Genomic DNA, 21,685 nt, shown 5'->3' on the forward strand with positions numbered 1-21,685 from the left:
GGCCTGGGCGCTCGCATAGGACAACGGAAGCCCCGTGCCCTTAGCCACCGAAAGCGCGTGGGCGAACATCGCCCGCTCCATCCGGTCGGCCGGCTGCTCCGGGTTCGCCCGGCGAGATGCGGCGTAGACGCAGGCCTGCCCGACGAATTCCATCCACCACGAACGGCGTTCGCCCAGGGACAGGGTGGGGATGCGGCGGGGTTTCATGGGCGCGCCTCGTCGGGGTCACGGACGAGCGAAATCAACCGATCAGCCACGCGGTGGACGGGGATCGCGATGAACGCGCGCAGGCCGCACTCGGCCAGCTTATCGACGTCGCAGCTCGTCCAGGCGCGGACATTTTCCGCCACCGACAGCACCATGCAGGGCGAAGGGCTGGCCCAGGGGCGCGCTCGCGCCCAGATGTCCATTTCCACCAGCACAGCGAACTCGTCGAAGCCCGCCGTGGCTGGGGTGGTGAAGCCGCGGCGAACCCCGAGCGCGGTCAGCTCATCGTCGACAAGCTCGAAGACCACATCATCGAAGCCCATCGGGCTGTCGCGCCCCGGCACAGGCCGCCCCAGCAGCCGGGCGACAGCGGCCACGGGCCACTTGGCCGCGCCGCTGATGATCACGCGCCCGCTCATTCGATCGGGTCCGCGATCAGGTCGCTGGCGGTGATCGGCAGGGCCTCGGCTTGCGCCAGTCGCAGGATGCGCGCCTGGAATTCCGCCGGGATCAGACCGCCGGTGCCGCCCTTCGACTTGGCCCGGTCCCACTTGCGAACCGCCTCTGTCGTGCGGTTACACAGCTGCGCCAGCCGCATCGCCCCGACCACTTCCCGCACTCGCCTGGAGGGTGAAACACCCGCCTCGCTGTTGCCGGGAGAGACGATTTGTACCATAGGGACTATCCGTCGCTAACATTTGATCGCCTTTTGCTGGCCTGATTTGGGATATCTCGTCAATAGCGCCGTGGCGTTCGGTCACAGAAAGTCGTTCCCCATGGACGATCTTCTGGACTGGCCGACCGTAGCCGAGCGACTCAATCACGCCCCACGGGGCGCGCGCGCCCGCCTGGCCGCCGCCCTGCGCATGGACCGCAGCCAGCTGGCCCGCGAGCTGCGCAAGCCGCGCGGCTTCCCCAAGGCCGATCAGGCCAAGATCATTTCGGAGTTTCTGGCCGGTCGCCCGGTGGAGGCTCTAGCCCAGGCCCCGGCCCGCCCCGGCGACCCCATGCGGGTGCCGCTCTATGGCTTCGCCGCAGCCAGCGATGGAGAGCGATTCGCCTTTAACGACGGCCAGATCCTTGACTGGATCGACCTGCCGCGCGGCATGAGCCTCAAGGGGGAATTCTTCATCGTCCAGGCCATCGGCTCCAGCATGGAGCCCCGCATCTGGCCGGGCGAGCGCAAGCTCGTGCAGAAGGGCGTGCCCCCCGGCCGAGACCAGGATGCGGTGATTGAGTTTCGCGACGGGACGGCGGTCTTGAAGACCTATGTGCGCGAGCGCGACGGCGTGGTCTTCGCCCAGCAGTACAATCCAGGGCAGGAACTGCGCTACCAGGCCAGCGACGTGCTTGCCATTCACGCGGTCTTCCCGCTCTAGACGATTTTAAGCGCTCCGCGACCGGGCACGCCCAGCTTCACCCCGAAGTCCCCACGGTCGTGCTGGTTGGTGCGCCAGCCGCCACGCACCCGCGCCTGACAGCGCATCGGTTGCCCGGCGAAGCCAGCAGCCTCTAGACGCTCCACATAGCCGGCGGCGACTTCGCTCGGCAGGTAGCCAACCTTCAGGCCCTCGATCCGCACCTGAATGGCGTTGGCGTCATAGGCGTTGTCCGGTTCGGGCACGAGTTCGGCCTCGCACTCGACGTCATAGCCGTCCCGGCTGTAGCCGCCTGATATCTTCAGGAAGTTGTCGATGTAGCGGCTCTCGCCGACCACCTCCATCGGGAACGACCCCTCGCGCCACTCGATGCGACGCGGCTTCACCGCCGGAGTCCTCGGCCGCGACGGCGCGCCGCCAAACGCTTTCGCGAGCCACCCGAACAGCCCCATTGCAACCCCCCATCGCTTTAAGCGGAAGGTTCACCCCCAGGTCACGCACAGCGCAATCCGACTGTTCGTCGTCATTGTCGCGGAGGTGTCCCTAACTTTCTTGTTGACCTTGTGGACGGATTGTCCACTACTCGCGGTCGCCCCGCGCCGACCCTCCCGGTCATAGTGACCGCAGAGCTTCCGATGGAAACGGCGTCTGTGTTGAAAACGACGATCGGCCCCACGGGTGTGATCGGCGCGGGGCGGGATGTGGTTCGATGAGGCCCGCAACGTCGATTAAGCAACGCCTCGCCGCGATGACGGCTGAGGAGATCGAAGAATTTCAAGGCCTAATGGAGGCCGCCGTCGAATTGGTCGACAAGGCCTGGGTGGGCGGCGAGCACGATCCCTACTGCCCGCTTTCCGGCCGGGCTGACGACATTTCAACCGCCATCTTGGCTCTGGCTCGGAGCTAAGCCATGTCGGTCGTTCTGCCCTTCCCCGCCCCGCCGCTTCGCCTCGCCCGCCCCACGGACGACGCCGTGCTGGTCTTCCACGACGGCAAGGCCCTGCGCTTTGACAGTCCCGCCGCCATGCGCCGGGCCGTCATGGACGCCGAGCTGCCGGAGATCCGCGCCGCCCTGACCGCCCTGGAGGACCGGGCCGCCGAGCTGCAGGCGCAAGCCCAGGCCGCCAGCAACGCCGCCCTCTCCCTCTCCCGCGACCTGAAGGCCGAGCGCGAGGCGAACGCCGTTCGTCTCCGCGCCCTCATCGCCGACCAGGAGCGCCTGCGCGCGCACGCTGTCCGTGATTGGTCCTGCGCCGCCTTCGCCCTGGGCCTGGTCGTCGCCGCCGTCCTGTTCGGGGCCTGACCATGGAATCCCAGAACGCCAAGGTCTCCTGCTCTCTGGCTCTGACCCCCATGGCCCCTGGCGTCGAAGGGGTGGCCCTGGACGACCGCGCCCGCTGGCTGGTCCTCTGGTCCGCGCCCCTGGACCGCGCCATGGCCGAGATCGCCGCCCGCGTCGGCGTCCACCCCGGCCGCCTTACGGTGCATGAGGGCGCAGGCCCCCCGGACGACCACGACGACATCGAGATCCGCGGCCCGGCCCGCGGCTTCGACGAACCCCAGGTCCTGGCCCTGGTCGCCTACGGCCTCACCGCCCCCCAGGCCCGCAAAGGCCTCACCGCCGCCGCCCGGCGCCTGGTGGAGGCCCAGGCCCGCCCGCCGCACCCCGGCCGGCAAGGCAGGGCCGCATGAGCCCACCCTTTTTCGGAAATCGGCGCCGACGCCCCAAGGGCCGCCTGATCCATCCCGCCTTCGCCGACCTGGCCGAACTCGCCACCGTGCTGGCCGCCGTCGCCGTCGGCGCCGTCGCGCTCGCCGCCTTCAAACACTTCACCGGAGCCTGACCCATGGCCGCACCTAACCCCACCCACGTCATGCTTGACCTGGAGACCATGGGCTCCAGCCCCGGCTCCGCCATCGTCGCCATCGGCGCCGTCGCTTTCGATCCCGTCAGCAGCCTTGAGGGCGAGACCTTCTATCGCGTCATTGACCTTGCCTCATCTGTGCGGGCGGGCCTGACCATGGACGCCGACACGGTCATCTGGTGGCTGAAACAGAGCCCGCTGGCCCGGCACGCCCTGACCGGCCCAGCCGAACCCCTCGACGCCGCCCTGGCGAGCTTTTCCGCCTACTGGCGGCGCGTCGGGGGAACCCACCTGTGGGGCCACGGGGGCGGCTTTGACGAACCCCTGCTCGACGCCGCCTACCGCGCGGGCGGCCAGAAGACCCCCTGGCGCTACAGCCAGGCGCGGTGCACTCGCACGATCTTCGAGATTGCCGGCGTCCAGCCGGATCGCTCTCAGGGCACGCACCACAACGCCCTGGATGACGCCCGCGCCCAGGCCGAGGCCGTTTGCCTCGCTTATTCCGTCATCCGCATCGACGCCAAAGCCACCGCGCCGGCCGACGCCGCGCCGACCGTGACCGGAGCCTGACCCATGGCCCTGACGCCCCTCATCCTGCAGAACGCCGAGGTCCTCCGCGCCCTCCGCCTCAACACGGAGGACTTCAAAGGCTGGACCTCCCTCAACGATCTCGCCGCCCACCTGGGGCGCGACCCGTCCAACCTGCGCAAGTCGCTCAACGCGCTTCACCAAGCCGGGCTGATATATCAGCCAGCCAGCTGGAACGGTCTCACCGCCGCTGGCAACGACGCCGTCGCCGCCCTGGACCGCGCCGATAACCGGCCAGACATCGCCGCGGCCGAAGAGCTGGCCACACGCGCCATGCCGGCGGGCTTTGCTCTGATCCCCCACCAGCTGATCGTCCCCGACGGCCTGAATCCCCGCAAACACTTCGACGAAACCGAGCTGGCTGAGCTGGCGGAGTCCATCGCCCAGGACGGCCTGCTCGAGAACCTGGTCGTCCGCCCCATCGCCGAGGGCGACACCGCCCACCGCCTGGTCGCCGGCGAACGCCGCTGGCGCGCCCTGCGCCTGCTGATCGCCGCCGGCCGCTGGGACCAGCCCATCCCCTGCAAGATCGTCGAGATCGACGACGCCGCCCACCGCCGCATCGCGCTCGTCGAGAACCTGCAGCGCAAGGATCTCCGCCCCATCGACGAGGCCCAGGCGCTCAAGGACCTGATGGAGGTCGCAGGCCTTAGCACCGCCGAGATCGCCAAGGAAATCGGCTTCACCCAGCGCTTCGTCCAGCAGCGCCTGCAGCTGCTGGCCCTGCCGCCCAAGACCCAGGAACAGATCAACGCGGGCGCCCTGACCCTGGAGCGCGCCCGCGAGGAGATCGCCCGGATCAACCGGGCCACGGAGGCGGCGGAGAAGCGCAAGCTGCCGGCCGACGAACTGCTGGCCATGGCCGAGATCTTCACCGCCGGGGAACGCCACGGGGTCCGGCTGGAGAGCTGGTATCCCGCGACCTGGGTTCCAGTCGGCCATCGCGCCCTGGAGGAGGGCGACGTCCTTCACCGGCTGGAGGCCCGCGGGGCCATCAAAGTCGAGCGCGGCTTCGAAGATCAGCCCCTGGTCTTTGTCCGGCCAGGCTATGAGTACAGCGCCACCGAGCTGAACGCCCAGCTGCCCGGCTTCATCGGCAGGAAGCGCGACGAGGTCCTGCTGCGCCTGGGCGAACAGGTGCACGGCAAGGCCGAGGCCCTGCGCATCGCCGCCACCCTCGGCAGGATGGGCGGCGAGCGCGGCGAGTACTTCACCTGGGCGCTAAACGAACCCTTCTGCTCGACCCCGGATCCTGCCCTGGAGGAAGCCGCCGAGGCCTGGAGCCGGGATCATCAGGCGCAGACGGCCGAGGCTTTCCATCGCGAGTGCCAGCGCAAGGCCGCCGAAGAGGCGGCCCAGGCCGAACGCGACCGCGTCAAGGCCCAGGTCGAAGCCGACCATGGCGAGCCCGGCCGCGCCTTCCTGGCCGATGTCCGCGCCTTCGAAGACACCGCCCCCGGCCTGACCCACGCCGACTTCACCCAGGCCTTCGCCGCCCTGATGGCCCGCCACAACGGGGCCGGCCCCTATGCGATCGTCTGGAACGAGGAGGACCGCCTGCCGCTCATGGCCGATGGGAACGGCGTCGTTCACCGCGCGTCTGCCTTCGCCTTTGAGGCCCGCCGCCGGCTACAGGCCATCGCCCTGAACTACGCCCTGGGCCTGACGCCCTACAGCGGCCCGGATATCGAGACGCCCTACAACCGGCCGCCCGAAGAGGAGGCGAACCCCGACGCCATCCCCCGCAAGGACTTCGTCTGGATGGTCGCGGGCATCCTCGCCGACGACATCGACGACCTGGACGAAACCGAGGCGCAAGCGATGGCCGAGCGCGGCCTCGCCGCCTACCTCGCCGCCGAGGCCATCGAATACGGCGACCCCGCCCACGACTGGGAAGAGGTCGGCGCCATGGCCATCGCCCAGGGCATCCGCGAGGACGGCCTGGGCCAGGCCGAGACGGCCGACGAAGACGCCGACGCCCTCGAAACCGAGGAGGCGTGACCCATGGAGCCCTTCCCCCGCACCGCCGCGGCGGCCAGCGTCAAGCCCCTGACCCCGCCCGAATCCGACGTCTTCCTCGACATGTGGAAGGCCGAGGTCCGTCGCGCCTACGCCTTCCGCCGCGCCCTGGAGAAGGCCGAGGCCTTCATCGCCGGCTTCGAAGGCGACCCCGCCCAGGCCGACGTCGACGAACTGCTGGCCGAGATCCGCGAGATTCTCCTGACCGGCGCGCCGCCCAAGCCCGCCAAGTCCAACGCCCTGGTCGACCTCGCCCTCGGCGCCCTCATCCCGCTCACGGCCTTCGCCGTGGGCGCCCTCCTCTGGATGCACATGCAATGATCCCCGCCCGCCGCCTCACACCCGCCACGGCGATCGAGGCCCGCGCCCACGCCTGCCGACCGAGCCTGCCGGCCGACGTCCGCTTCGCCCTGGTCACAGCCCCGCCCCCGGCCAAGCCCTTCGCCTATGCGACCCTGGCTGAGCTGGCCCGCGCCATCCACCGCCGCCGCCAGGGCCAGGCCATCCAGCTATTCAACCAGTCCGCCCACCTGGCCCTGCGCGAGGACGCCGTCCCCGGCGTCCGCATCAGCCTGATCGACCCCATCGGCGAGCGCACCACCACGCTGGGCTGGGCCTACCTCGGCGGCTTCCCCCGCCAGACCCTCGAACGCGCCCTGCGCCAGGAAGAGAGCTGATCATGACTGACCCACAGAACCCAGCCCAGGACTCCGCCATGACTGCCCCCGTCACCCTGCCCACCGACCTCGTCGCCGACGCCGTCGAGGCCTATGACCGCTACCGGTACGCCCTCGAAAACGGCCTGCTGATCCAGAACAGCTGGCATCAGGAGCTGGATGGCCGCCAGCTCGCCTGTGCGCTCGGGGTGCTGGGCGGGGCGGTCAACGGCCCGAACGACTGCCCGGCCCAGATCATGCCCCGCTGGCTGGCGCGGATGGTCCCCGGCTTCTTCGACCGCATGGCGCCGGCCGACGCCCAGGCCTGGGGTCTGGCCCTCTACGAACAGCTGGCGCGCCTCAAGGGACAGGTCCCGTTCAGCGTGGTCTATGACTGGCAGGCCACGGCCGTTCTGGAGTTCTGGGCCGGCTCGCTTCAGCGCCGGAAGTTTGATCCCGAAACCCTGGCCACAAAGCTGGCCCAGGTGGAGACCCTGCGGGCCTTGCACCGGAAACACTTGGAAGGGGGCGCAGCGCCGAGAGACGCATGGTGCGAGGCGCTGCGCCCCATTTATGCCTATGCCGATGCCGATGCCTATGCCGATGCCGATGCCGATGCCGATGCCTATGCCTATGCCGATGCCGATGCCTATGCCTATGCCGATGCCGATGCCTATGCCGATGCCGATGCCGATGCCTATGCCGATGCCGATGCCGAGCCGACGCCGCGGGCTGAGGGCGAAACCCGCGCGGATCTGAAGGCGCGGCGCAAGGCGGAGAACATCAAGCTGCTCGGCGACGGCCTGGTCGCCGCCCTGGCCCGCGCCCCGGCCCCGCAGGCCTGACAGCCATGCGGGACGAAAGCTTCACCCTCACCCGGGCGGCCGGCGACGCCCGGCCGCCCTTCACCCGCCAGTACATCGTCGGACGCCGCACGGCCTTCTGGCGCATCCGCGAGGCGTCCGGCCGGGCCGTGGGCATGGCCCCGACCCGCGCCGGGGCGCGCGCGGCGGTGCGGGCGCTGTATGGACAGTCGGAGGCCGGATCATGATGTACCGGGACCAGTTCCTCACCACGATTGGCGACGGCCTGATCTGGTTCGACACCGAACCGGTCATCCGTCTTGTCGTAACTGACGGGAACGGGCACAGGGCTTTCCGCCTGACACGAAGCCAAGCTGTGCACCTGGCCGCCCGGCTGGAGGTCGCCGCGCGCTCGATAGTCGAAGAGGCGGGCGGTGATGCTGTGGAGCGCGCGGAAGAGGTCAGCGAGAACTGGCATCGCCGCCGCCGCCGCCCTCCCTGGGCTTCCCTATACCCCGCGACCACCACCCCATGACCGCCCCGGCCCCGCAGATCCTGCCCAACTGGCCGGGCCTGATGGGCCGCAGGCTGGCCTGTGACTATCTGCAGCTCAGCCCCCGCAGCTTCGCCCTGCTGACCCGGATGCACGGGGTGGCGCCGGTGGACTGCGCCGGCCTCAATGTGCGCCTGTGGCGCAAGGCCGACCTGGACCGCCTCATTGACAACCTGCCCGCCCGGGGCGCTCAACTGGCGCCAGAGGGCTGCGCCGCCAATGACGGGCCACCTGCGCCCCAGGTGGACGACCTGGCCGCGCAGGCCCTGGCGAGGGCCGCCCAGAGGGCGAAGCGGCCATAGGGCGGAACGGTGCAGCGAGGCCGGCGGTGAAACATGTCCAGCGGGTGCCCGGCAAGGATGGCGTGGTCCGCCTCTATTTCCGCAAGGCTGGCTGCCCGTCGGTTCGCCTGAAATCCCCCGAAGGCTCCGCCGAGCTGGCCGCCGAGGTGGCCGCCCTGGTGGCCGCCGCCGGTCCCGATCGCGGGCCGGACACCCTGCGCCAGGCCCTGCGCCACTATGAGCTGAAGTCCGCCGACTTCGCCGACCTGGCCCCCTCCACCAAGTACGAATACCGCCTGATCCTCAAGGAGCTGGAGGAGGACTTCGGCGCCGTCCCCATCGCGGCCTTCAAGCCCGCCTATCTGCTGGACCTGCGCAACACCTGGGCGCCGCGCGGGCACCGGGCCGCCAATATCCGCCTGCAGGTGCTGAAGAACGCCCTGTGGCCCGCCATTGTCGGCGGCCAGCTGGGGACCGGCGACCCCTTCGCCCTGATCCCCCAGGTCCGGAGACCCCGGGATCTCGCCGAGCCCCACGCCATCTGGCCCCAGGCCGTGGTCGAGACGGTCACCAAGGCCGCCATCGCCGAGGGGAGATTCGGCCTGGCCCGCGGGGTGGCCATCGCCCGCTATGCCGGCCCCCGCCTGGGCGACGTCGTCAAACTCACCAAGGCCGCCCGCAAGGCCGGCCGGTTCGTCTTCCTGTCAGGCAAGCGCCGGGTGCCGGTGGACCTGGCCGAAGACCCGGCCCTGACCAAGGTCCTGGACGCCACGCCGGGCCGGGGCCTGATCCTGGCCTACAACATGGACGGCCTGGCCTATACCGAGAGCGGCTTCTATCAGGAGCTGCGCAAGCTCGTCGCCCGCCTGCACAGGGCCGGCAAGATCGACGCAGGCGGCTACAACATGCACGGCCTGCGCCACACCTTCGGCGTCGAGGCCGCCCTGGCCGGCTGCACCGACGCCGAGGGCGCGGCCCTCATGGGCCACGGCAGCCCCCACAGCTTCGCCACCTATCGCCGCCAGGCCGAGCGAATCCGCCTGTCGGAAGGCGCCACCGCCAAGATCGCCGCCCTTCGCGAACGCACGAAGAACGCCGACGTGAAAAACGATCTGGAAAACGGCTGTAAAACCGACGTCCCGGACGCGGAACGTTCCGCCACCCCAGACGCAAAAAAGGCCTGACAAGTCAGGCCTTTGCGCGATGGTACCACCTCTCGGGCTCGAACCGAGGACCTCCAGAGCCACAATCTGGCGCTCTAACCAACTGAGCTAAGGCGGCGTATCGCGAGGGATAGGGTTCTAGTGGCGTGTGACGGCCGGATCAAGGGCCATCGGCGCCGCAGCGTGTCTCGCAAAATTGAGCGCCTGGCGCAGGGTGGGCCATCCCCGGAAACTTGCGCCTCGCGCAAAGAAAAGGCCCCGGAGACCGTGGGTCCCCGGGGCCAATTTCCCTGGTCCTGCGTCGTCCCTAGCGGGGAAGACGGAAGGAGATCGGGATCCGAACGGTGCCGCCTTCAACAGGGGAGCCGTCGGCGGTGCGCGGACGCATCCGGAACAGTCGAGTCATCCGCATGGCCGCAGCGCCGAAGTCTTGGTCGGCGGGGCTTTCTTCCACCACCGAACAGTTCTGCAGCGTGCCCGTGGCCGTAACCGAGCAGCTCAACACCACCCGACCCTCTGCACCCATCCGCTGAGCGCGGTCAGGATAGTAGCGGGCCACGTCCTCACCGCTGGGCAGACGAGCCCAGTCGGGATTGGTGATCACCGACGGACGCGGCGGCTCAGGCGGCGGCGGCGCAGGCGGCTTAGGCGTTTCAATCCGCTCCTGCACCGGCGGAACCGGCAGAGGGGGGATCGAGGTTATGCCGACCGGCGGCGCAACCGGCGGCCGAGGCTGAAGCTTCGGCGGCGGAGGCGGCGGCGTGTTCGACGGCGGCGGCGGAGGCGGCGGCGGAGGCGGAGGCGGCGCGGGCTTGATCAGCGCCACCTCCGTGATGTCCTCCGAGTACTCCCGGTACGTCGGTTCAAACTTGGTCTTATAGAGGTAAAGACCAAGTGCGACGTGAACCACGACCGAGACAATGACAGCGATAATTACGCCATTATTACGCTTCGGCTTCGGCGCATCGAACGGACTGTGATGAATGTGAGTCGTGTCACTGGTTTCAGACATGCCTCACCCTCCTCAATTGTCTTCTTCGCCGATGAGCGCCACGCTGTAGAACCCATTGTCCTGAAGCATGTTCATCACGCCCATGAAGTCACCGTACATGGTGTCTCTGTCGGCGCGGATGAAGATCCGCTCACGCTCCGGGTTCCGTTGCCCGATGTTCGACCGGAGGTCTTCGCCCAGGCCCGCCAGGTCGGTCTGGAAGTCACCGACATAGATGGACCCGTTCGACTGGATCGAAATGTAGACCGGTTTAGGCGGGTTTGCAGATGGCTCGGAGACGGCTGGCGGAAGCGCTACCTGGACCGTCACACTGGCCAGCGGCGCCGCCACCATGAAGATGATCAGGAGAACCAGCATAACGTCCACGAAGGGCGTCACATTGATTTCGCTGTTCTGCTCCGTTTCGTACCTGCCACCCCCAGACCCTGAGAGTTTAGCGGCCATTGGGTTTAGGCCCCCTTGTCGAGCTGCCGGGAGATCGCGTTCAGAAGTTCAGCGACAAAGCCTTCCGAGCGCGCGCCGTAGGCGGAGATACGCGTCTGGAAGTAGTTGTAGAAGATAACCGACGGGATGGCGGCAAAGAGACCCATGCCGGTGGCCAGCAGGGCTTCGGCGATGCCGGGCGCCACGACGGCCAGGTTGGTCGTGTTGGTGTTCGCAATGCCGATGAACGAATACATGATCCCGTACACGGTGCCGAACAGACCGATGAACGGACCGTTGGAGCCGACCGAGGCCAGGAACTGCATGCCGCCGGAGAGGCGCTTGGCCAGAGAGGCCTGGACGCCGCCCACGGCCGCAATAGCGCGGGCGATGGTGGTCTCACGGTGTTCGCCAGAGATACTCAGGCCCGCTTGACGCGAAACCTCAATTTCTTGCACGGCGGCCGCGGCCATGTCGGCCAGCGGATTGCCTTCGAACTCATCCGACATGGCGATGCGGCCAATGTCGCTGGTGTTCTTGGCGCCCCGGAAGGCTTCCAGGAAGCGGTTGGTTTGACGTTCCAGGCCGCCGAACTCGAAGAGTTTGGTCAGCAGCAGGGTCCAGGAGAAGATCGACGCAAGCGCCAGACCGATCAGAACGGCCTTACCGACCGGCTGAGCGTCCAGGAACATCGTCATGATGGTCAGTTCGCCATGACCACCAACATCGGTGGACACTTCTTCCGCAGGAGCCGCAGGCGCGGGCTCGGCGGGGGCGGCGGCGGCCGGATCGGCCGGGGCCTCGGCGGCGGCAGGATCAGTTGGAGCTGCGTCCTGCGCGAACGCCGGGGCGCCCATCATTAGCGCAGCCGCGCCAATGAGAGCGATGAGGGGGGTGTTCCGTTTTTTGTCGAGCATCTGTCGCCAGTTCCTAATGGTCTAGCACGTTTGGACCGAGGGTCGTCGCGCGAGAGCGTCTCCTACCCTAGTTGAATAAGTCTGGCTCCGAACTCGCTTTCGCTGCGCCCGAAGCCGAAACCGCTATCGCTGCTCCCGACCCGTAACCTCCAACTTCCACAATCATGTGAAGCGGGACGTTGCGATTGGGCAAGGCGAGACCGCAGCCCAGGAGCGGACTGCGGACCCTCACCGCAAAGTTAGACGTGCGGCGAGGGACCTTTGGCAACCCCCAAACGGAGCGTCAAGTGCCGCAGGGCGCGGCTAACCACCGATAAGTTAAACAGAAATTGGGGTATCGCTGCGATGCACAATATGAATTCTATGCAATAATTGGAGAAACTCGCCGCCACCGGGAAAGATATTGCTGCATCGCAACATGTTGTGTCGAACGCCGGTTGGCCAAGAAGACAGAAATCTGGCGAGAATCGGGGGCCCGCCGCTCAGCTTTTGCGCAGGCTCAAACCGTTAGAGCGGCAAATGAGCGCGGGGCGGTTCGAAGTCAAGGCGAGGCCCCGTCTGGCGCGGCGTTCGCTTCCGCCCTGTCACATCAAAGTCGCGCTGACCTCTGCATGCTCGGGCGGCCTTAGCCTGAGGCTATGGCTGACCCACCCCTTGATGGCCCTTTCAAGCGCCTCACCACGCTGAGACGTCAGTCCGCCGCAGTGCGCAGCCGCCAGCCCTTGGCGAACCAACGGACAAACCCTGTGCACAAGGAACCGAAGGGCGCGCTCGGGGAGAGAATGAGAAGTGGTGCCTGGGGGCGGATTCGAACCACCGACACGCGGATTTTCAAGCGGCGCGTTTCGCCAGTAGAATCAATGCCCGGCCCGCGCGGGAAAGGAAAACGACCCGTTGAGTCGCAAGGCGTCCCGGCGGATTTGGAAAACGCCTAGAGAGGACCAATCACCATGAGCGGTAGTTACGAAGATCAAGGGACCGGCTACGACCCTGGCGCTGCTGGTTATGAGCGCCAAGGCCGCGCCACGCTGGGGAGACAACCAAGGGCGGTGGAAACCCACATTGGCCGCGAATGCCAGGCGCTGGGTCACGAGTTCGCCTATGAGCCCAACGAGGAGCCCGGCGAGCGTCCCCCCCATTGCATCCACTGCGGCGCTGAAGACCCGGACTATCCGTGGCACGCGCTCGACGCTCTGAAGGTAAAGCCGTGAAGCCCCGGTTTGACTTCCTCCCCAGCGGCTTCGAGAACACACCGCACCCCTGCATCGTCATGGATGATCCGAGCGGCGGCGATCCGCGCATCCTCGCCCTGATTAGCATCATCTATCGGCCCACCGATATGCAGGGGCTGTGCGAGATGGCGAACGCCTACCTCGACAGTATCGACCCGCAACCGAAATGCCCCATTTGCAAAGACAGTGGGCGCGAGCCCAACGGGGACGAGTGCGAGTATTGCGCCGCCGCCTGCAACGCTCCGAGGGTGACATGAGGGACGAACACATCGACCTCCTCGCCCAGACCATGTGCGCCGCCTTTCACGCGGATGACCCAGTGCAGCCAAACGTGATCGCCTCGCCTGTCTGGGAGGGCCTATCCGGCTTTCAGCGGGGGAACTGGCGTCGGGCGGCGAGGGCTGCAACGCGAACGCTAGAAGGCAACGCGCATTGGATCACCCCCGCCGGTCGCGCTCTGCTAGAGGGAGAAGGGTGAATGGAGCGGACGGCGGGAAATCTCACGATTGAGGCCTGGACGGACGGTTCTCCGGTCTGGCTATTCGTCAAGCATCGAAGCCACCAGGGCGAGGTCGTGTTGAGCCACCTCCAGGTCGAAGATCTGCACGACCTGCGATATCTGATCGACCGCACCTTAGCCGGTCTCGACGCTATCTCTGGAAAGGGAGGGTAGGATGGGGCGCATCGTCAAGACCGAGCATGGCCACCGCATCGAGCCGAGCGTTTGGGCCGAACGAGTCTCCGCGCCAGACCCCGGCGCCATGATCCCAGACGGACGCATTGTGACGGTGACGTTCTCGTTCATCCAAGAGGGGGATGCATCGCGGGAGGCGGTTGATGAGATGGTATGCGACCTACTGAACTGCGGCCTCGATCTCATTGCAGCGCCCATCTTAGCCGACACCGGCGCCTCGACCGACCGAGCGCGCCTGTCTCGCCAAGTCCTTGAGGAGGCCGTTGCGCGCTATCAACGCAAAAAGCCCGCCACCCCCTAAAGGATGACGGGCCTAGTCTGTTCGGCGATTGCCGGCGTTATGGCGGAGCCGTTGGGCTCTACGCGGTTAACACGTCCAGGGCGATATGTTCGGAAATCGGCCTGGGGTTAACATGTCTACCCCGGATCGAAGGGACGACAGCGCCAGAGGCTAGACCGGGGATCACGCTCGCGGGTCAGGCGTTCGGTCGTTTGGGCCATGGGGGCCTCCTCTGGTGGGTTGAGCTACCTGCCGAACCGCCACCACGGCGTCGGCGTGACCTGGGCGTTACGCTGGTCGATCAGGGCAACCGCCCCTGCCCGACGGGCGTCACAGACGGCAATCACCGCTTCCTGACGTACCGAGAACACCGCAAGGTCCCCGATGGTCTGTACGGGCTCCACGGGCGGTCCTACGCAGGGTTCGCGAAGGGTCTCAGCGACCGGGATCAGAACCGGCGGCGGGGGCTTGGCGCACCCCGTCAATGCCAGCCCTCCAGCTAGACAGAAGCTCGTCAGGAACAGGCGCATCGGCGCCCGGCGCGATAGCGATGGCATGGCTAGCCTCTTCGGCTTGAGTGCGGACAAACGTCTCTGTTCTCAGGACGTGTTCGACGGTCTGGGTCGCGCCGGCGTTGAGGTCGGATTGATCCTCCGCGACCTCGGCTCTCAGGATGGCCCGCTCTCGGCTGTTGGCCGTCCAGGACAGCCAGAGAACCACGCCAGCCAGGGCGATCGGGACTGCGCCGTAGGTCCAGTACTTCAGGGGGATCATCGCAGGCCCGCCGTGTACTTGCCGTTGCGCATGGTCAGGATCTGACCGCGCATCCTGGGGCCGAAGCTGATGTGAACCCACGTCCCCTCTTCGATGAGCTGGTCGAACTTGATTCCGGCCGCGACAATGGCCCGACAGATGGCGATGGGGGTTCCGAAGCCCGGCGAGATGAAGTCCGCCGCGTCCCCATTCATGTGGTCAGACGTGGCCGATCCGCCGACCGCCTTGTTCAGCGCGGGCGAGCGGTAGCCGGACGAAATGAGGATGGGCTTGCCGAGGACCGCGCGGACCTTCTCAAGGCCCTTGGCGGTGTTCTTGAGCCGGATCAGGACCGGAGCCGGGGGCGTATTGTCGATGCCTCGTCGGGCGGCGGTCTGGCTGGTGACGAACTCGTCAAGGTGGAAGTTGGCAGACAGCTTCACGGGCGATGTCTCCAGAAGTCGAAATGGCCATCCGGCTTGCCGTCTATGGCGTCCAGGCTCTTGAGGATCGCGGGGCCGTAGGTGCGCCCCAGGAAGGTCAGGAGGCCCACCAGGAACATCAGGTCGCCAATTCCGGGGGGTTGGCCCATCAGGCGCGGAACGCCCGCCCAGACCACGCCAGAGGCCGACGCCGCGAGGCCGATGCGCTGGACTTGGGAGAACGCCCCGCCCCATCCGATCAGCAACGCGCCGACGACCGCGATGTAGGAGCCGGCTGCCAGGGCGCAGAGGGCGAAGATGACGACACTCATTCCCCGCCCCCCTCGATTTCCAAGGGACCGAGCTTGACCTTCAGCTTGGCCATCCATTTCGGAACCCACTCGATCAGGCCAGCGCAAATCGTCATGCCGAACAGGCCAGACGAGAAGCCGATCAGCGACAGAACCTCTTGCGGGATTGCGCCACCCGGCCAGACCAGGCTAATCATGGCTGCGAAGCCGGGCGCCACGAACAGCGCCGTGGCCACGCCGACGATCAGCGACAGGGCCTTGCCCCTCACGCCAAGCCGCTCACCGAACGCCATGGAGAGCGCCGCGCCTGCCAGCCCCGGCAGGTACGGAAGCGCGCCCTTCAGGAACGCCATGAGGTTGGGTCCGGGAGCCTGATCGCTCATGCGGGCACACGTCGGGCCATGCGGAGCCCCTTTCTATTGCCAAGGTGTCGGGATGGGTGTTCGTTGAGGAGCCTGATCAGGCTGGCCAGTCATGCGGCTGGTCAGACGCGGGAGGGGGTCAGAGCCCTTCCGAGCCGCCTTCTGGGGGTAGGGTCAGGCGTCGCGGCAAATGATGACGAGACCGCAGCCGCCAAGCTGCTGGGGATCGCCCCCGGTGGTGGACATGCCGCCAGCAGCGGGCGTGCCGGCAGGATAGCCAATGGTCGCGCCATCGCCCCCCCGGAAACCATCATAGCCGGGCGCGCCGGGTGCGCTGGTGCTGGAGCCGAGACCGCCGTCCGTCCCGCCGCCATTGTTGCCGGTTCCACTGTTCTTGCCGGCGCTTCCGTTGATGTTGATGTCGCCATTCAGCGCGACGCCGACAGCGCCCACCACGCCGGTTCCATCGCCGCCACGGCCGCCGGTCAGCACTGCCGACTTCCGGGCCGTGGTCACAGTCGTATCGCCCGACGTGGAGTCCCGCTCGGGAATGCCGATCGTCACGACATCGCCGACCTGGAACCGCACCCGCTGCCAGATCGCCAGGGCGCCGGTGCTGCCCGAGAAGTTGCCCCCGCTGCCCTCACCCTTACCGCCCGGACCCCAGGCGTAGACGGTGTAGAGGCCGGTTTTAGGGCAGAGCCACGTTTGGTTCCCGGCGGTCGTCGGCGCGTTGAACGAGACCTGATAGCGGCTGGGGCGAGACGGGATGCGCCCCATCCCCTGCCCCTTGAGCCCCAAAATCCCCCGGGTCATCAGTAGTCGCCGTAGTGGGCGGTCGTGACGACGGAGCCAGTAGAAACGCCCTGGCCGACATAGAGCGCGTCGGCGGCCTCGAGCAGCAGCGGATTGTCCTCGCTGAAGCCCCAATCGTAGGACGGGATTTCAGTCGTCGCCGCGACGGTGTGCGCTGCGACCAGGATGGTTTCGAGCAGCCGCTTGGTCGTGCCGCCGTCCTTGGATAGATAGAGCTGCACGTTCGTCGCCGTCACGGTCGCCCGGGGAATGGACGTGATGCGCGTCACCCGGGCTCCGTTCGCCCCAGCGGTCATCAGCAGCTCGACGGTCGTGGGCGCGTCGTCCAGGTCGGTGTTCGCGGTCGAGGTGACGGCATAGGCGGTCTGGATCGACTGCGGAGAGATGAAGGCGTTTTCGGTCGCGGGCATGGGCCGGGCTCCTTAGAGGGCAATCGCCATCGCCACGGCGAAGGCTTTTTGTTCGGTTTCGAGGGCGTCCAGAGCGGCCTGCTGCGGCGTGGAGACCGGGGCCGTGGTCAGGTGAGTGTCGGGGACCTTGTTCGACCCGTTCAGGGGCGCGTAGCCGTTGGCCTGGGCCTTCTCGCTGCGGAGCTGATAGAGGGCGGGGTCAAAGCCGGCGATTTGCTCGGCCGTGGCCGCAGCCGCGACAGCCGCAGCCGAGGCCGTCGAGGCGGTGCTGGCCGAGGCCGCCGCGCTCGTGGCGCTGGTGGACGCCGCAGAAGCCGAAGCTGCAGCCGAGTCCTTCGCGCTCTCAGCCAGGGCGACAGAGGCGAGCGCGGCGTCTATGGAAGGGGAAACGCCGTCATAGGCCGCCAGGGGCGCGCCAGAGCCGTCCGTCACCGCGACGGTGAAGGTATCGGCCGTGTCAGCCCAGATCGCCGGGAAACCGCCCGCGTCGTCGGCAATGACCGGATTGGCCAGTTCGGCGGCTAGGGTGGACGTGGTGTAGACCGCCTTCAGCGTGCCGGGCGCGCCATTGGCGTAGAAGTACAGCCGGGCGCCGGCGATCCTATCGCCGCTCGCATTTTCGGCCGGCATCCAGCCAGGCACGATGAGCCGTCCTGCGGGCATCGCAGTCTCCTTCTATGGGCTGCGGCGTCATCTCGACGCTGCGATTGTGGGGTTTCGCCGGATGGGCTTTGCAGGCACTATCGGCGCGTGACCGACGACAATGACGAAATCCGATGGGAGCTGGGCGAGCAGATTTACGCGCGATCCAGCTTCGTCATCGGGTTCTTCATCTGGGTCTGGGCTTTCGTCCTGATCTGGAAGCACGCCAAGCGCGGCGCCCGCCGGATGCGACAGAGGATCAGTAGGCTCGGCCGACCCCAAGTTCAGGCCGCGACGGGATCGAGACCTCGACCGCCGGCTCAGGCGCCGCGACGATCAGGCCCGGCGCATTCTCTACCGGAGCCCTGGACAATCGGGCCGAAACCTCTCGACGTAGAGCAGCTAAGGCGGGATCTTGAGGCCCGGCGTCGTTGAGCGCCGTGGCCAGGGTTTGCAGGAAGTCCCGACCCGCTCCTTGACCGCCGCGTGTTTCCGCCGCCGCGATCAGCCGGTCCAGCATCCCCTCATCCGTCGTCACCCGGGCCAGGGCTTCGGCCTGAGCCGGGCTCACGCCGCGCCGGCGCCACCAATCCGCGGCGGTGCGGGCCAGGCCGATCACGTCGCCGCGAAGGCCCTGCTGTACCGCGTTCGCACCGGCCGCCACATTGCGCCCGACCTCGCCGATGTCGTTGTCCAGGACAGCCGTTCGAGCGCCGGCCCCCGGCGTGACCATAGTCGCGTTGCGGGTCTGGCGCAGGCGAGCGGCGATGTTGCCGAGATAGGCGTCGGCCGTGTCCTCGCCCACGGCGGCGGCGAGGTTTTCGCGGACATAGGGCGCCGTCGCGAGGTCATCCAGGGAACCGAACGACGAAGCTCGCTTGCCGCCCAAAGCGTCCAGGATTTCCTGGCGGATCGCCATGGCGTTGGCTCGACGCGCTTCCGGGCCGAGGGTCTGAACCCACGCGGCATAGTCGGCCGGGTCGGTCGAGGCGAGATCAAGCCGCAGCTTGTCGTTTCCGACGTCAATGGCCTGCGTCGTGGCCCGGTAGGCGGCGCGGGCCTCGTCCAGTTCCGGCACGTTGTCGAGCTGGCGGTCGATGCTGCTGGCGCGATCAAACAGGCCGCTCGCGATATCCCGGGTGTCGGGCGACTGGTTCATCTTGGCGCCCCGACCGCCCATGGCGCGGCGGATGCGGTCGAGAGTGCCAGCCGAGACCGTCGGGAACTCTTCGATGTTCTCGGCCAGAAGCGAGTCCAGCTCCTGAACCTGCGTGTAATCGCGACGGGCGATGGCGGCCGAGCGTGCGCGACGGATCGCGGCGCGGCCCGGGTCGCCTCGAAGCGCGGATGCAGTTTCGGCGTCGATCTCGACCGCAGTCTGATATGGGCCGCGGTATTTCACGTCGGCGTCCATATCTCGCAGCGCATCCAGATCATCAACGTAGGCGGCCGCGGTGCGCGGATCATCGACCAGGCGGCGGGTGTTGCTCATCACCGCGGGCTTGGTCGCGGCGGAACGCCTCACGGCATTGTCGGTCAGGATTTCGCCGGCCGTGTCGGTCTTGACGCCGGTGGCGCGGGCCACGCGACGGCCCCGCTCGCCGATCACGTCGAGGCCGGTCGGGGCGACGCCGACATCGCGCATGGCCTGGGCTTCGGCTCGCATCTGAGCCGGATCAGCCTTGGCGCGGTCCACCAGAACCTGGGCGGCCATGTCTTCGTCGGTGCGGACCATGCGGGGGCGGGTCATGGCGTAGCCAGCGCCGCCCACGAGACCGCCGACGAACGCCGCGGGGCCGATGGTCTGGTTGGCCGCCGAAACCCGCTCCTGGAGGCTCCCTCGGTCAGCCAGGCTATATGCAGCACCTTCAGTCGCCGCCGTGGTCGCGCCACGGGCGATGGCGGACGGAAGCGTGGTCACCGCTCCGGCGCCGGCTGCGGGGATCATGGCGGGCGCGGTCATGCCGACGCCGCGCCCAACCGCCGCCACCTTGGGCCGGCGCTGGGCGAAGTCGTCTTCCACGGCGCGCTGATCGCCCATGTTGCGGCGGAAGGCGCCGGCGATGTCGCCAGGCGTGATCGTGCCATCCGGGTTGCGGGTCGGCCGCAGCTTGCCCGTCACCACGTCGCCCGCGGTGCGCAGGCCAGCGACGATCTCGTCGCCGATGCCAGAGCCGCGGTTGACGTTGGCCATCAGGCCCGCGACCTCGCCGAACACGCCCTCAGTCCGGCGCCGTTGCGGCTTCGCGGCCGGGGCGCGGGTCTGCTGCGCCTCGTAGCGGGCCGCCACCTTGGCCGCGGTCTGGGCGTCCGGCGCATCGACCTCGATGGTCTTGCCGGACTGAAGCGTGATTTCGAACGTCTTCATGGCTTTTCCCGCACCGTGTAGGTCTGGTTGCCGACCTTGACGGCGGTTCCGCCGCGCGAGGGAGGAGCCGCACCGCCTTGACGTCCGCCGGCAGACGGAGCTGGGGTCTCGATGCCGAAATACTGGCGCCACGGCGTGGCCTTGCGCACCGTACCGGCGGTCGGGTCATAGACCGGCTCGGCGGCGGCGTAGGCGTCCCACTGCTCCTGGGCGCCGTTCAGCGTCCCATTGACCTTGGCGTAATAGTCCAGGTAGGCGGCATAGTCCCGCTCGCGGCTCGCGCCGGCCTTGCCCAGCGCCGAAATCCGGGTGTTCGCCGGTCCCGGCTTGTCCACGCCCACGACGCTGGCGCGGTACATCTTGATATCGGCATCCGACATGACGCCGGAACCCGGCTCCCGTTGCGCAGGGGTCAGGCGCTCGACGATGGAGTTCATCTCGGCGACGTTAGGGTCAAACATGGCCCGGACATTGCGCACGATGGGAAGCCCGCCAAACTCTCCGGTCGGCGTCTCACGGTTGACCGTCATGAAGCGATCAAGCTGGTTGATCGTGCCCGTCGCGGTCTGGGCGCGCTGGCGGGCCTCCTTGAGCTGCGTCCGCTCCTGCGGCTCCAGCTTAGGCGCGCCGCCCTGGAACAGGTTGCCGGCGGGGATCCACTGCCCGCCCCGCTTCACGCGGGTCGAGCCGTCCTGCAGCTTGATGACCGTGCCTTCGGGAGCCTGAGCCATTATTGCACCACCACAGCGCCAGCGGGGAGATCGGAGTAGGTCGAAGCGCCAGGCGCGCCATAGCCGCCGCGGCCGGCGACCCGGGCGGCATGTTCGGCTCGGCGCTGGGCGAGGTTGGCCTGAGACACGCCCAGGGAGCCGCGGGAAATCTGGAGCTGCTGGTCGGCTCGCGCATTGTCGGCCGCCCGGTCGCGCTCCTGGGCCTGGAACTTGGTCTGCTCGAAGCGGTCCTTGAGATAGCCGTCCAGCATGTCGGCGCGCTGAAGCATGGTCGCCATCAGGACGCGGCGCTGCTCCGGGGGCGACTCGATGAAAAAGTCGATCTCGTTCGGCGGAATGTCCAGGGCTTCAAGCTGCGCCCGGTTTCCGGCGATCAGGTCATCCCACATGTCCTCGGGCTCGGCCGCGATGCCCCGCAGGACGCCGCCAAAGGCCTGAGCCTTCTGCAGCTTCTGGGCGTCGGCGATACCGTCGAGCTCCTTGTAGAAGTCCAGGTCCCCGCCGGCCAGCGCCTCTTGCGCCGCGGCGCCCGGGTCCGTCGCGGCCATCGACCCGAGGCGCGCCCGGCGCTCGGCTTCCTGTCGGGCCGCGCCGACCTGCTGGGCTTTCATGCCAAGGTCCAGATCACCGGACTGCAGGGCAGAGCGCGCCGCGCCGGCATAATCGCCCGCCGCCATGAGCCCCCCGACCTGGCGTCGGCCATCAATCGCGTCGCGCTGCTGGCGGCGATCCTGACCGGCTTCATAGGCGCCGATGGCCTCGGTCATGCTGGGGATATAGATCCGGTCCATTGCGTGA

34 protein-coding genes and 1 tRNA gene are annotated in these 21,685 nt (G+C 67.8%); 17 read left to right on the forward strand and 18 right to left on the reverse strand.

Going from position 1 to position 21,685, the window contains the following annotated elements; all coding sequences use genetic code 11:
- The 3 genes from Q8K84_RS05450 to Q8K84_RS05460 form a co-directional block, all read right to left on the reverse strand.
- Window positions 1-207, reverse strand: a 207-nt coding sequence (locus Q8K84_RS05450; protein WP_305281566.1) for a hypothetical protein, incomplete at its 3' end; no start/stop codon positions are given.
- Window positions 204-626: a hypothetical protein gene (locus Q8K84_RS05455; protein ID WP_305281567.1), complete on the reverse strand. Its 423-nt coding sequence runs from the start codon at window positions 624-626 to the stop codon at window positions 204-206. The genes Q8K84_RS05455 and Q8K84_RS05450, both read right to left, overlap by 4 nt.
- A complete protein-coding gene (locus Q8K84_RS05460) occupies window positions 623-883 on the reverse strand; it encodes a hypothetical protein (protein ID WP_305281568.1) in 261 nt (86 codons plus the stop codon). The genes Q8K84_RS05455 and Q8K84_RS05460 overlap by 4 nt, the downstream gene beginning before the upstream one ends.
- Window positions 884-983: 100 nt before the next feature.
- Here Q8K84_RS05460 and Q8K84_RS05465 point away from each other — a divergent pair, with 100 nt between their 5' ends.
- Complete coding sequence (locus Q8K84_RS05465; protein ID WP_305281569.1) at window positions 984-1,586, forward strand: S24 family peptidase; 603 nt, start codon at window positions 984-986, stop codon at window positions 1,584-1,586.
- Here Q8K84_RS05465 and Q8K84_RS05470 read toward each other — a convergent pair.
- Entirely contained in the window at window positions 1,583-1,972 is a 390-nt protein-coding gene (locus Q8K84_RS05470; protein ID WP_305281570.1) for an HIRAN domain-containing protein, read from the reverse strand. The genes Q8K84_RS05465 and Q8K84_RS05470 overlap by 4 nt on opposite strands.
- Before the next feature lie 524 nt (window positions 1,973-2,496).
- Here Q8K84_RS05470 and Q8K84_RS05475 point away from each other — a divergent pair.
- Genes Q8K84_RS05475 through Q8K84_RS05530 form a run of 12 tightly spaced genes read left to right on the forward strand, consistent with a single transcriptional unit; the run spans window position 2,497 to window position 9,535 of the window.
- Window positions 2,497-2,889 (forward strand): hypothetical protein, encoded by a 393-nt coding sequence (locus Q8K84_RS05475; RefSeq protein WP_305281572.1) that lies wholly within the window; start codon window positions 2,497-2,499, stop codon window positions 2,887-2,889.
- Between the two features lie 2 nt (window positions 2,890-2,891).
- Window positions 2,892-3,278 carry a hypothetical protein gene (locus tag Q8K84_RS05480; RefSeq protein WP_305281574.1) on the forward strand — a complete coding sequence of 129 codons (387 nt, stop codon included), beginning with the start codon at window positions 2,892-2,894 and terminating at the stop codon, window positions 3,276-3,278.
- The gene (locus tag Q8K84_RS05485) at window positions 3,275-3,430 is read left to right on the forward strand and encodes a hypothetical protein (RefSeq protein ID WP_305281576.1); all 156 of its coding nucleotides are present in this window, start codon (window positions 3,275-3,277) and stop codon (window positions 3,428-3,430) included. The genes Q8K84_RS05480 and Q8K84_RS05485 overlap by 4 nt, the downstream gene beginning before the upstream one ends.
- Before the next feature lie 3 nt (window positions 3,431-3,433).
- The gene (locus Q8K84_RS05490; RefSeq protein ID WP_305281577.1) at window positions 3,434-4,021 is read left to right on the forward strand and encodes a 3'-5' exonuclease; all 588 of its coding nucleotides are present in this window, start codon (window positions 3,434-3,436) and stop codon (window positions 4,019-4,021) included.
- Window positions 4,022-4,024: 3 nt separating this feature from the next.
- The gene (locus Q8K84_RS05495; RefSeq protein ID WP_305281579.1) at window positions 4,025-6,040 is read left to right on the forward strand and encodes a ParB/RepB/Spo0J family partition protein; all 2,016 of its coding nucleotides are present in this window, start codon (window positions 4,025-4,027) and stop codon (window positions 6,038-6,040) included.
- 3 nt (window positions 6,041-6,043) lie between these two features.
- On the forward strand, window positions 6,044-6,379 hold the full coding sequence (locus tag Q8K84_RS05500) for a hypothetical protein (protein ID WP_305281580.1): 336 nt from the start codon (window positions 6,044-6,046) through the stop codon (window positions 6,377-6,379).
- The gene (locus tag Q8K84_RS05505; RefSeq protein WP_305281581.1) at window positions 6,376-6,735 is read left to right on the forward strand and encodes a hypothetical protein; all 360 of its coding nucleotides are present in this window, start codon (window positions 6,376-6,378) and stop codon (window positions 6,733-6,735) included. Before Q8K84_RS05500 ends, Q8K84_RS05505 begins: the two co-directional genes overlap by 4 nt.
- 2 nt (window positions 6,736-6,737) lie before the next feature.
- A complete protein-coding gene (locus tag Q8K84_RS05510) occupies window positions 6,738-7,559 on the forward strand; it encodes a hypothetical protein (RefSeq protein ID WP_305281582.1) in 822 nt (273 codons plus the stop codon).
- Window positions 7,560-7,564: 5 nt separating this feature from the next.
- Window positions 7,565-7,765, forward strand: a complete 201-nt coding sequence (locus tag Q8K84_RS05515) for a hypothetical protein (RefSeq protein WP_305281583.1) — start codon at window positions 7,565-7,567, stop codon at window positions 7,763-7,765.
- A complete protein-coding gene (locus Q8K84_RS05520; protein WP_305281584.1) occupies window positions 7,762-8,052 on the forward strand; it encodes a hypothetical protein in 291 nt (96 codons plus the stop codon). The genes Q8K84_RS05515 and Q8K84_RS05520 overlap by 4 nt, the downstream gene beginning before the upstream one ends.
- On the forward strand, window positions 8,049-8,372 hold the full coding sequence (locus Q8K84_RS05525; RefSeq protein ID WP_305281585.1) for a hypothetical protein: 324 nt from the start codon (window positions 8,049-8,051) through the stop codon (window positions 8,370-8,372). Before Q8K84_RS05520 ends, Q8K84_RS05525 begins: the two co-directional genes overlap by 4 nt.
- 26 nt (window positions 8,373-8,398) lie before the next feature.
- The gene (locus tag Q8K84_RS05530; RefSeq protein WP_305281586.1) at window positions 8,399-9,535 is read left to right on the forward strand and encodes a hypothetical protein; all 1,137 of its coding nucleotides are present in this window, start codon (window positions 8,399-8,401) and stop codon (window positions 9,533-9,535) included.
- 20 nt (window positions 9,536-9,555) lie between these two features.
- Here Q8K84_RS05530 and Q8K84_RS05535 read toward each other — a convergent pair.
- From Q8K84_RS05535 to Q8K84_RS05550, 4 genes are all read right to left on the reverse strand, one after another.
- Window positions 9,556-9,632: transfer RNA gene (locus Q8K84_RS05535), tRNA-His, on the reverse strand.
- A gap of 189 nt (window positions 9,633-9,821) precedes the next feature.
- Window positions 9,822-10,526, reverse strand: a complete 705-nt coding sequence (locus Q8K84_RS05540) for an energy transducer TonB (RefSeq protein ID WP_305281587.1) — start codon at window positions 10,524-10,526, stop codon at window positions 9,822-9,824.
- Between the two features lie 12 nt (window positions 10,527-10,538).
- Window positions 10,539-10,970: a biopolymer transporter ExbD gene (locus Q8K84_RS05545; protein WP_305281588.1), complete on the reverse strand. Its 432-nt coding sequence runs from the start codon at window positions 10,968-10,970 to the stop codon at window positions 10,539-10,541.
- Window positions 10,971-10,975: 5 nt separating this feature from the next.
- Window positions 10,976-11,866 (reverse strand): MotA/TolQ/ExbB proton channel family protein, encoded by an 891-nt coding sequence (locus Q8K84_RS05550; RefSeq protein WP_305281589.1) that lies wholly within the window; start codon window positions 11,864-11,866, stop codon window positions 10,976-10,978.
- A gap of 950 nt (window positions 11,867-12,816) precedes the next feature.
- Here Q8K84_RS05550 and Q8K84_RS05555 point away from each other — a divergent pair.
- The 4 genes from Q8K84_RS05555 (at window position 12,817) to Q8K84_RS05570 (ending at window position 14,093) form a co-directional block, all read left to right on the forward strand.
- On the forward strand, window positions 12,817-13,077 hold the full coding sequence (locus Q8K84_RS05555; RefSeq protein ID WP_305281590.1) for a hypothetical protein: 261 nt from the start codon (window positions 12,817-12,819) through the stop codon (window positions 13,075-13,077).
- Window positions 13,074-13,355, forward strand: a complete 282-nt coding sequence (locus Q8K84_RS05560; RefSeq protein WP_305281592.1) for a hypothetical protein — start codon at window positions 13,074-13,076, stop codon at window positions 13,353-13,355. Before Q8K84_RS05555 ends, Q8K84_RS05560 begins: the two co-directional genes overlap by 4 nt.
- A gap of 221 nt (window positions 13,356-13,576) precedes the next feature.
- On the forward strand, window positions 13,577-13,771 hold the full coding sequence (locus Q8K84_RS05565; RefSeq protein ID WP_305281593.1) for a hypothetical protein: 195 nt from the start codon (window positions 13,577-13,579) through the stop codon (window positions 13,769-13,771).
- 1 nt (window position 13,772) lies between these two features.
- A complete protein-coding gene (locus Q8K84_RS05570; RefSeq protein WP_305281595.1) occupies window positions 13,773-14,093 on the forward strand; it encodes a hypothetical protein in 321 nt (106 codons plus the stop codon).
- Window positions 14,094-14,507: 414 nt separating this feature from the next.
- On the opposite strand, the gene Q8K84_RS05575 is transcribed toward Q8K84_RS05570, so the two are convergent.
- The 10 genes from Q8K84_RS05575 to Q8K84_RS05620 form a co-directional block, all read right to left on the reverse strand.
- Entirely contained in the window at window positions 14,508-14,846 is a 339-nt protein-coding gene (locus Q8K84_RS05575; RefSeq protein ID WP_305281596.1) for a hypothetical protein, read from the reverse strand.
- A complete protein-coding gene (locus Q8K84_RS05580; RefSeq protein ID WP_305281597.1) occupies window positions 14,843-15,268 on the reverse strand; it encodes a D-Ala-D-Ala carboxypeptidase family metallohydrolase in 426 nt (141 codons plus the stop codon). Before Q8K84_RS05580 ends, Q8K84_RS05575 begins: the two co-directional genes overlap by 4 nt.
- The gene (locus Q8K84_RS05585) at window positions 15,265-15,579 is read right to left on the reverse strand and encodes a hypothetical protein (RefSeq protein ID WP_305281599.1); all 315 of its coding nucleotides are present in this window, start codon (window positions 15,577-15,579) and stop codon (window positions 15,265-15,267) included. The genes Q8K84_RS05580 and Q8K84_RS05585 overlap by 4 nt, the downstream gene beginning before the upstream one ends.
- A complete protein-coding gene (locus Q8K84_RS05590; RefSeq protein ID WP_305281600.1) occupies window positions 15,576-15,941 on the reverse strand; it encodes a hypothetical protein in 366 nt (121 codons plus the stop codon). The genes Q8K84_RS05585 and Q8K84_RS05590 overlap by 4 nt, the downstream gene beginning before the upstream one ends.
- A gap of 153 nt (window positions 15,942-16,094) precedes the next feature.
- Window positions 16,095-16,736 carry a hypothetical protein gene (locus Q8K84_RS05595; RefSeq protein WP_305281603.1) on the reverse strand — a complete coding sequence of 214 codons (642 nt, stop codon included), beginning with the start codon at window positions 16,734-16,736 and terminating at the stop codon, window positions 16,095-16,097.
- Window positions 16,736-17,146, reverse strand: coding sequence for a hypothetical protein (locus Q8K84_RS05600; RefSeq protein ID WP_305281604.1), 411 nt, complete (start codon window positions 17,144-17,146; stop codon window positions 16,736-16,738). The genes Q8K84_RS05595 and Q8K84_RS05600 overlap by 1 nt, the downstream gene beginning before the upstream one ends.
- Window positions 17,147-17,158: 12 nt before the next feature.
- Complete coding sequence (locus Q8K84_RS05605; protein ID WP_305281605.1) at window positions 17,159-17,809, reverse strand: hypothetical protein; 651 nt, start codon at window positions 17,807-17,809, stop codon at window positions 17,159-17,161.
- A 238-nt stretch (window positions 17,810-18,047) separates the two neighbouring features.
- On the reverse strand, window positions 18,048-20,156 hold the full coding sequence (locus Q8K84_RS05610) for a hypothetical protein (protein WP_305281607.1): 2,109 nt from the start codon (window positions 20,154-20,156) through the stop codon (window positions 18,048-18,050).
- Window positions 20,153-20,887 (reverse strand): hypothetical protein, encoded by a 735-nt coding sequence (locus tag Q8K84_RS05615; protein WP_305281609.1) that lies wholly within the window; start codon window positions 20,885-20,887, stop codon window positions 20,153-20,155. The genes Q8K84_RS05610 and Q8K84_RS05615 overlap by 4 nt, the downstream gene beginning before the upstream one ends.
- On the reverse strand, window positions 20,887-21,678 hold the full coding sequence (locus Q8K84_RS05620; RefSeq protein ID WP_305281611.1) for a hypothetical protein: 792 nt from the start codon (window positions 21,676-21,678) through the stop codon (window positions 20,887-20,889). Before Q8K84_RS05620 ends, Q8K84_RS05615 begins: the two co-directional genes overlap by 1 nt.
- Between the last annotated feature and the right edge of the window lie 7 nt (window positions 21,679-21,685).

Origin of the sequence: Phenylobacterium sp. (genome assembly GCF_030679875.1) — a bacterium.
In the GTDB taxonomy this organism is placed as follows: domain Bacteria; phylum Pseudomonadota; class Alphaproteobacteria; order Caulobacterales; family Caulobacteraceae; genus Phenylobacterium.

What these genes read in the sequence shown, in the direction of transcription:
- Q8K84_RS05520 (WP_305281584.1), top strand. Translation starts at nt 7,762, where the DNA reads ATGATGTACCGGGACCAGTTCCTCACCACGATTGGCGACGGCCTGATC.
- Q8K84_RS05480 (WP_305281574.1), top strand. Translation starts at nt 2,892, where the DNA reads ATGGAATCCCAGAACGCCAAGGTCTCCTGCTCTCTGGCTCTGACCCCC.
- Q8K84_RS05460 (WP_305281568.1), bottom strand. Translation starts at nt 883, where the DNA reads ATGGTACAAATCGTCTCTCCCGGCAACAGCGAGGCGGGTGTTTCACCC.
- Q8K84_RS05545 (WP_305281588.1), bottom strand. Translation starts at nt 10,970, where the DNA reads ATGGCCGCTAAACTCTCAGGGTCTGGGGGTGGCAGGTACGAAACGGAG.
- Q8K84_RS05620 (WP_305281611.1), bottom strand. Translation starts at nt 21,678, where the DNA reads ATGGACCGGATCTATATCCCCAGCATGACCGAGGCCATCGGCGCCTAT.
- Q8K84_RS05605 (WP_305281605.1), bottom strand. Translation starts at nt 17,809, where the DNA reads ATGCCCGCAGGACGGCTCATCGTGCCTGGCTGGATGCCGGCCGAAAAT.
- Q8K84_RS05500 (WP_305281580.1), top strand. Translation starts at nt 6,044, where the DNA reads ATGGAGCCCTTCCCCCGCACCGCCGCGGCGGCCAGCGTCAAGCCCCTG.
- Q8K84_RS05565 (WP_305281593.1), top strand. Translation starts at nt 13,577, where the DNA reads ATGGAGCGGACGGCGGGAAATCTCACGATTGAGGCCTGGACGGACGGT.
- Q8K84_RS05525 (WP_305281585.1), top strand. Translation starts at nt 8,049, where the DNA reads ATGACCGCCCCGGCCCCGCAGATCCTGCCCAACTGGCCGGGCCTGATG.
- Q8K84_RS05455 (WP_305281567.1), bottom strand. Translation starts at nt 626, where the DNA reads ATGAGCGGGCGCGTGATCATCAGCGGCGCGGCCAAGTGGCCCGTGGCC.
- Q8K84_RS05555 (WP_305281590.1), top strand. Translation starts at nt 12,817, where the DNA reads ATGAGCGGTAGTTACGAAGATCAAGGGACCGGCTACGACCCTGGCGCT.
- Q8K84_RS05600 (WP_305281604.1), bottom strand. Translation starts at nt 17,146, where the DNA reads ATGCCCGCGACCGAAAACGCCTTCATCTCTCCGCAGTCGATCCAGACC.
- Q8K84_RS05610 (WP_305281607.1), bottom strand. Translation starts at nt 20,156, where the DNA reads ATGAAGACGTTCGAAATCACGCTTCAGTCCGGCAAGACCATCGAGGTC.
- Q8K84_RS05465 (WP_305281569.1), top strand. Translation starts at nt 984, where the DNA reads ATGGACGATCTTCTGGACTGGCCGACCGTAGCCGAGCGACTCAATCAC.
- Q8K84_RS05585 (WP_305281599.1), bottom strand. Translation starts at nt 15,579, where the DNA reads ATGAGTGTCGTCATCTTCGCCCTCTGCGCCCTGGCAGCCGGCTCCTAC.
- Q8K84_RS05515 (WP_305281583.1), top strand. Translation starts at nt 7,565, where the DNA reads ATGCGGGACGAAAGCTTCACCCTCACCCGGGCGGCCGGCGACGCCCGG.
- Q8K84_RS05495 (WP_305281579.1), top strand. Translation starts at nt 4,025, where the DNA reads ATGGCCCTGACGCCCCTCATCCTGCAGAACGCCGAGGTCCTCCGCGCC.
- Q8K84_RS05570 (WP_305281595.1), top strand. Translation starts at nt 13,773, where the DNA reads ATGGGGCGCATCGTCAAGACCGAGCATGGCCACCGCATCGAGCCGAGC.
- Q8K84_RS05615 (WP_305281609.1), bottom strand. Translation starts at nt 20,887, where the DNA reads ATGGCTCAGGCTCCCGAAGGCACGGTCATCAAGCTGCAGGACGGCTCG.
- Q8K84_RS05490 (WP_305281577.1), top strand. Translation starts at nt 3,434, where the DNA reads ATGGCCGCACCTAACCCCACCCACGTCATGCTTGACCTGGAGACCATG.
- Q8K84_RS05505 (WP_305281581.1), top strand. Translation starts at nt 6,376, where the DNA reads ATGATCCCCGCCCGCCGCCTCACACCCGCCACGGCGATCGAGGCCCGC.
- Q8K84_RS05590 (WP_305281600.1), bottom strand. Translation starts at nt 15,941, where the DNA reads ATGAGCGATCAGGCTCCCGGACCCAACCTCATGGCGTTCCTGAAGGGC.
- Q8K84_RS05595 (WP_305281603.1), bottom strand. Translation starts at nt 16,736, where the DNA reads ATGACCCGGGGGATTTTGGGGCTCAAGGGGCAGGGGATGGGGCGCATC.
- Q8K84_RS05540 (WP_305281587.1), bottom strand. Translation starts at nt 10,526, where the DNA reads ATGTCTGAAACCAGTGACACGACTCACATTCATCACAGTCCGTTCGAT.
- Q8K84_RS05550 (WP_305281589.1), bottom strand. Translation starts at nt 11,866, where the DNA reads ATGCTCGACAAAAAACGGAACACCCCCCTCATCGCTCTCATTGGCGCG.
- Q8K84_RS05485 (WP_305281576.1), top strand. Translation starts at nt 3,275, where the DNA reads ATGAGCCCACCCTTTTTCGGAAATCGGCGCCGACGCCCCAAGGGCCGC.
- Q8K84_RS05510 (WP_305281582.1), top strand. Translation starts at nt 6,738, where the DNA reads ATGACTGACCCACAGAACCCAGCCCAGGACTCCGCCATGACTGCCCCC.
- Q8K84_RS05575 (WP_305281596.1), bottom strand. Translation starts at nt 14,846, where the DNA reads ATGATCCCCCTGAAGTACTGGACCTACGGCGCAGTCCCGATCGCCCTG.
- Q8K84_RS05475 (WP_305281572.1), top strand. Translation starts at nt 2,497, where the DNA reads ATGTCGGTCGTTCTGCCCTTCCCCGCCCCGCCGCTTCGCCTCGCCCGC.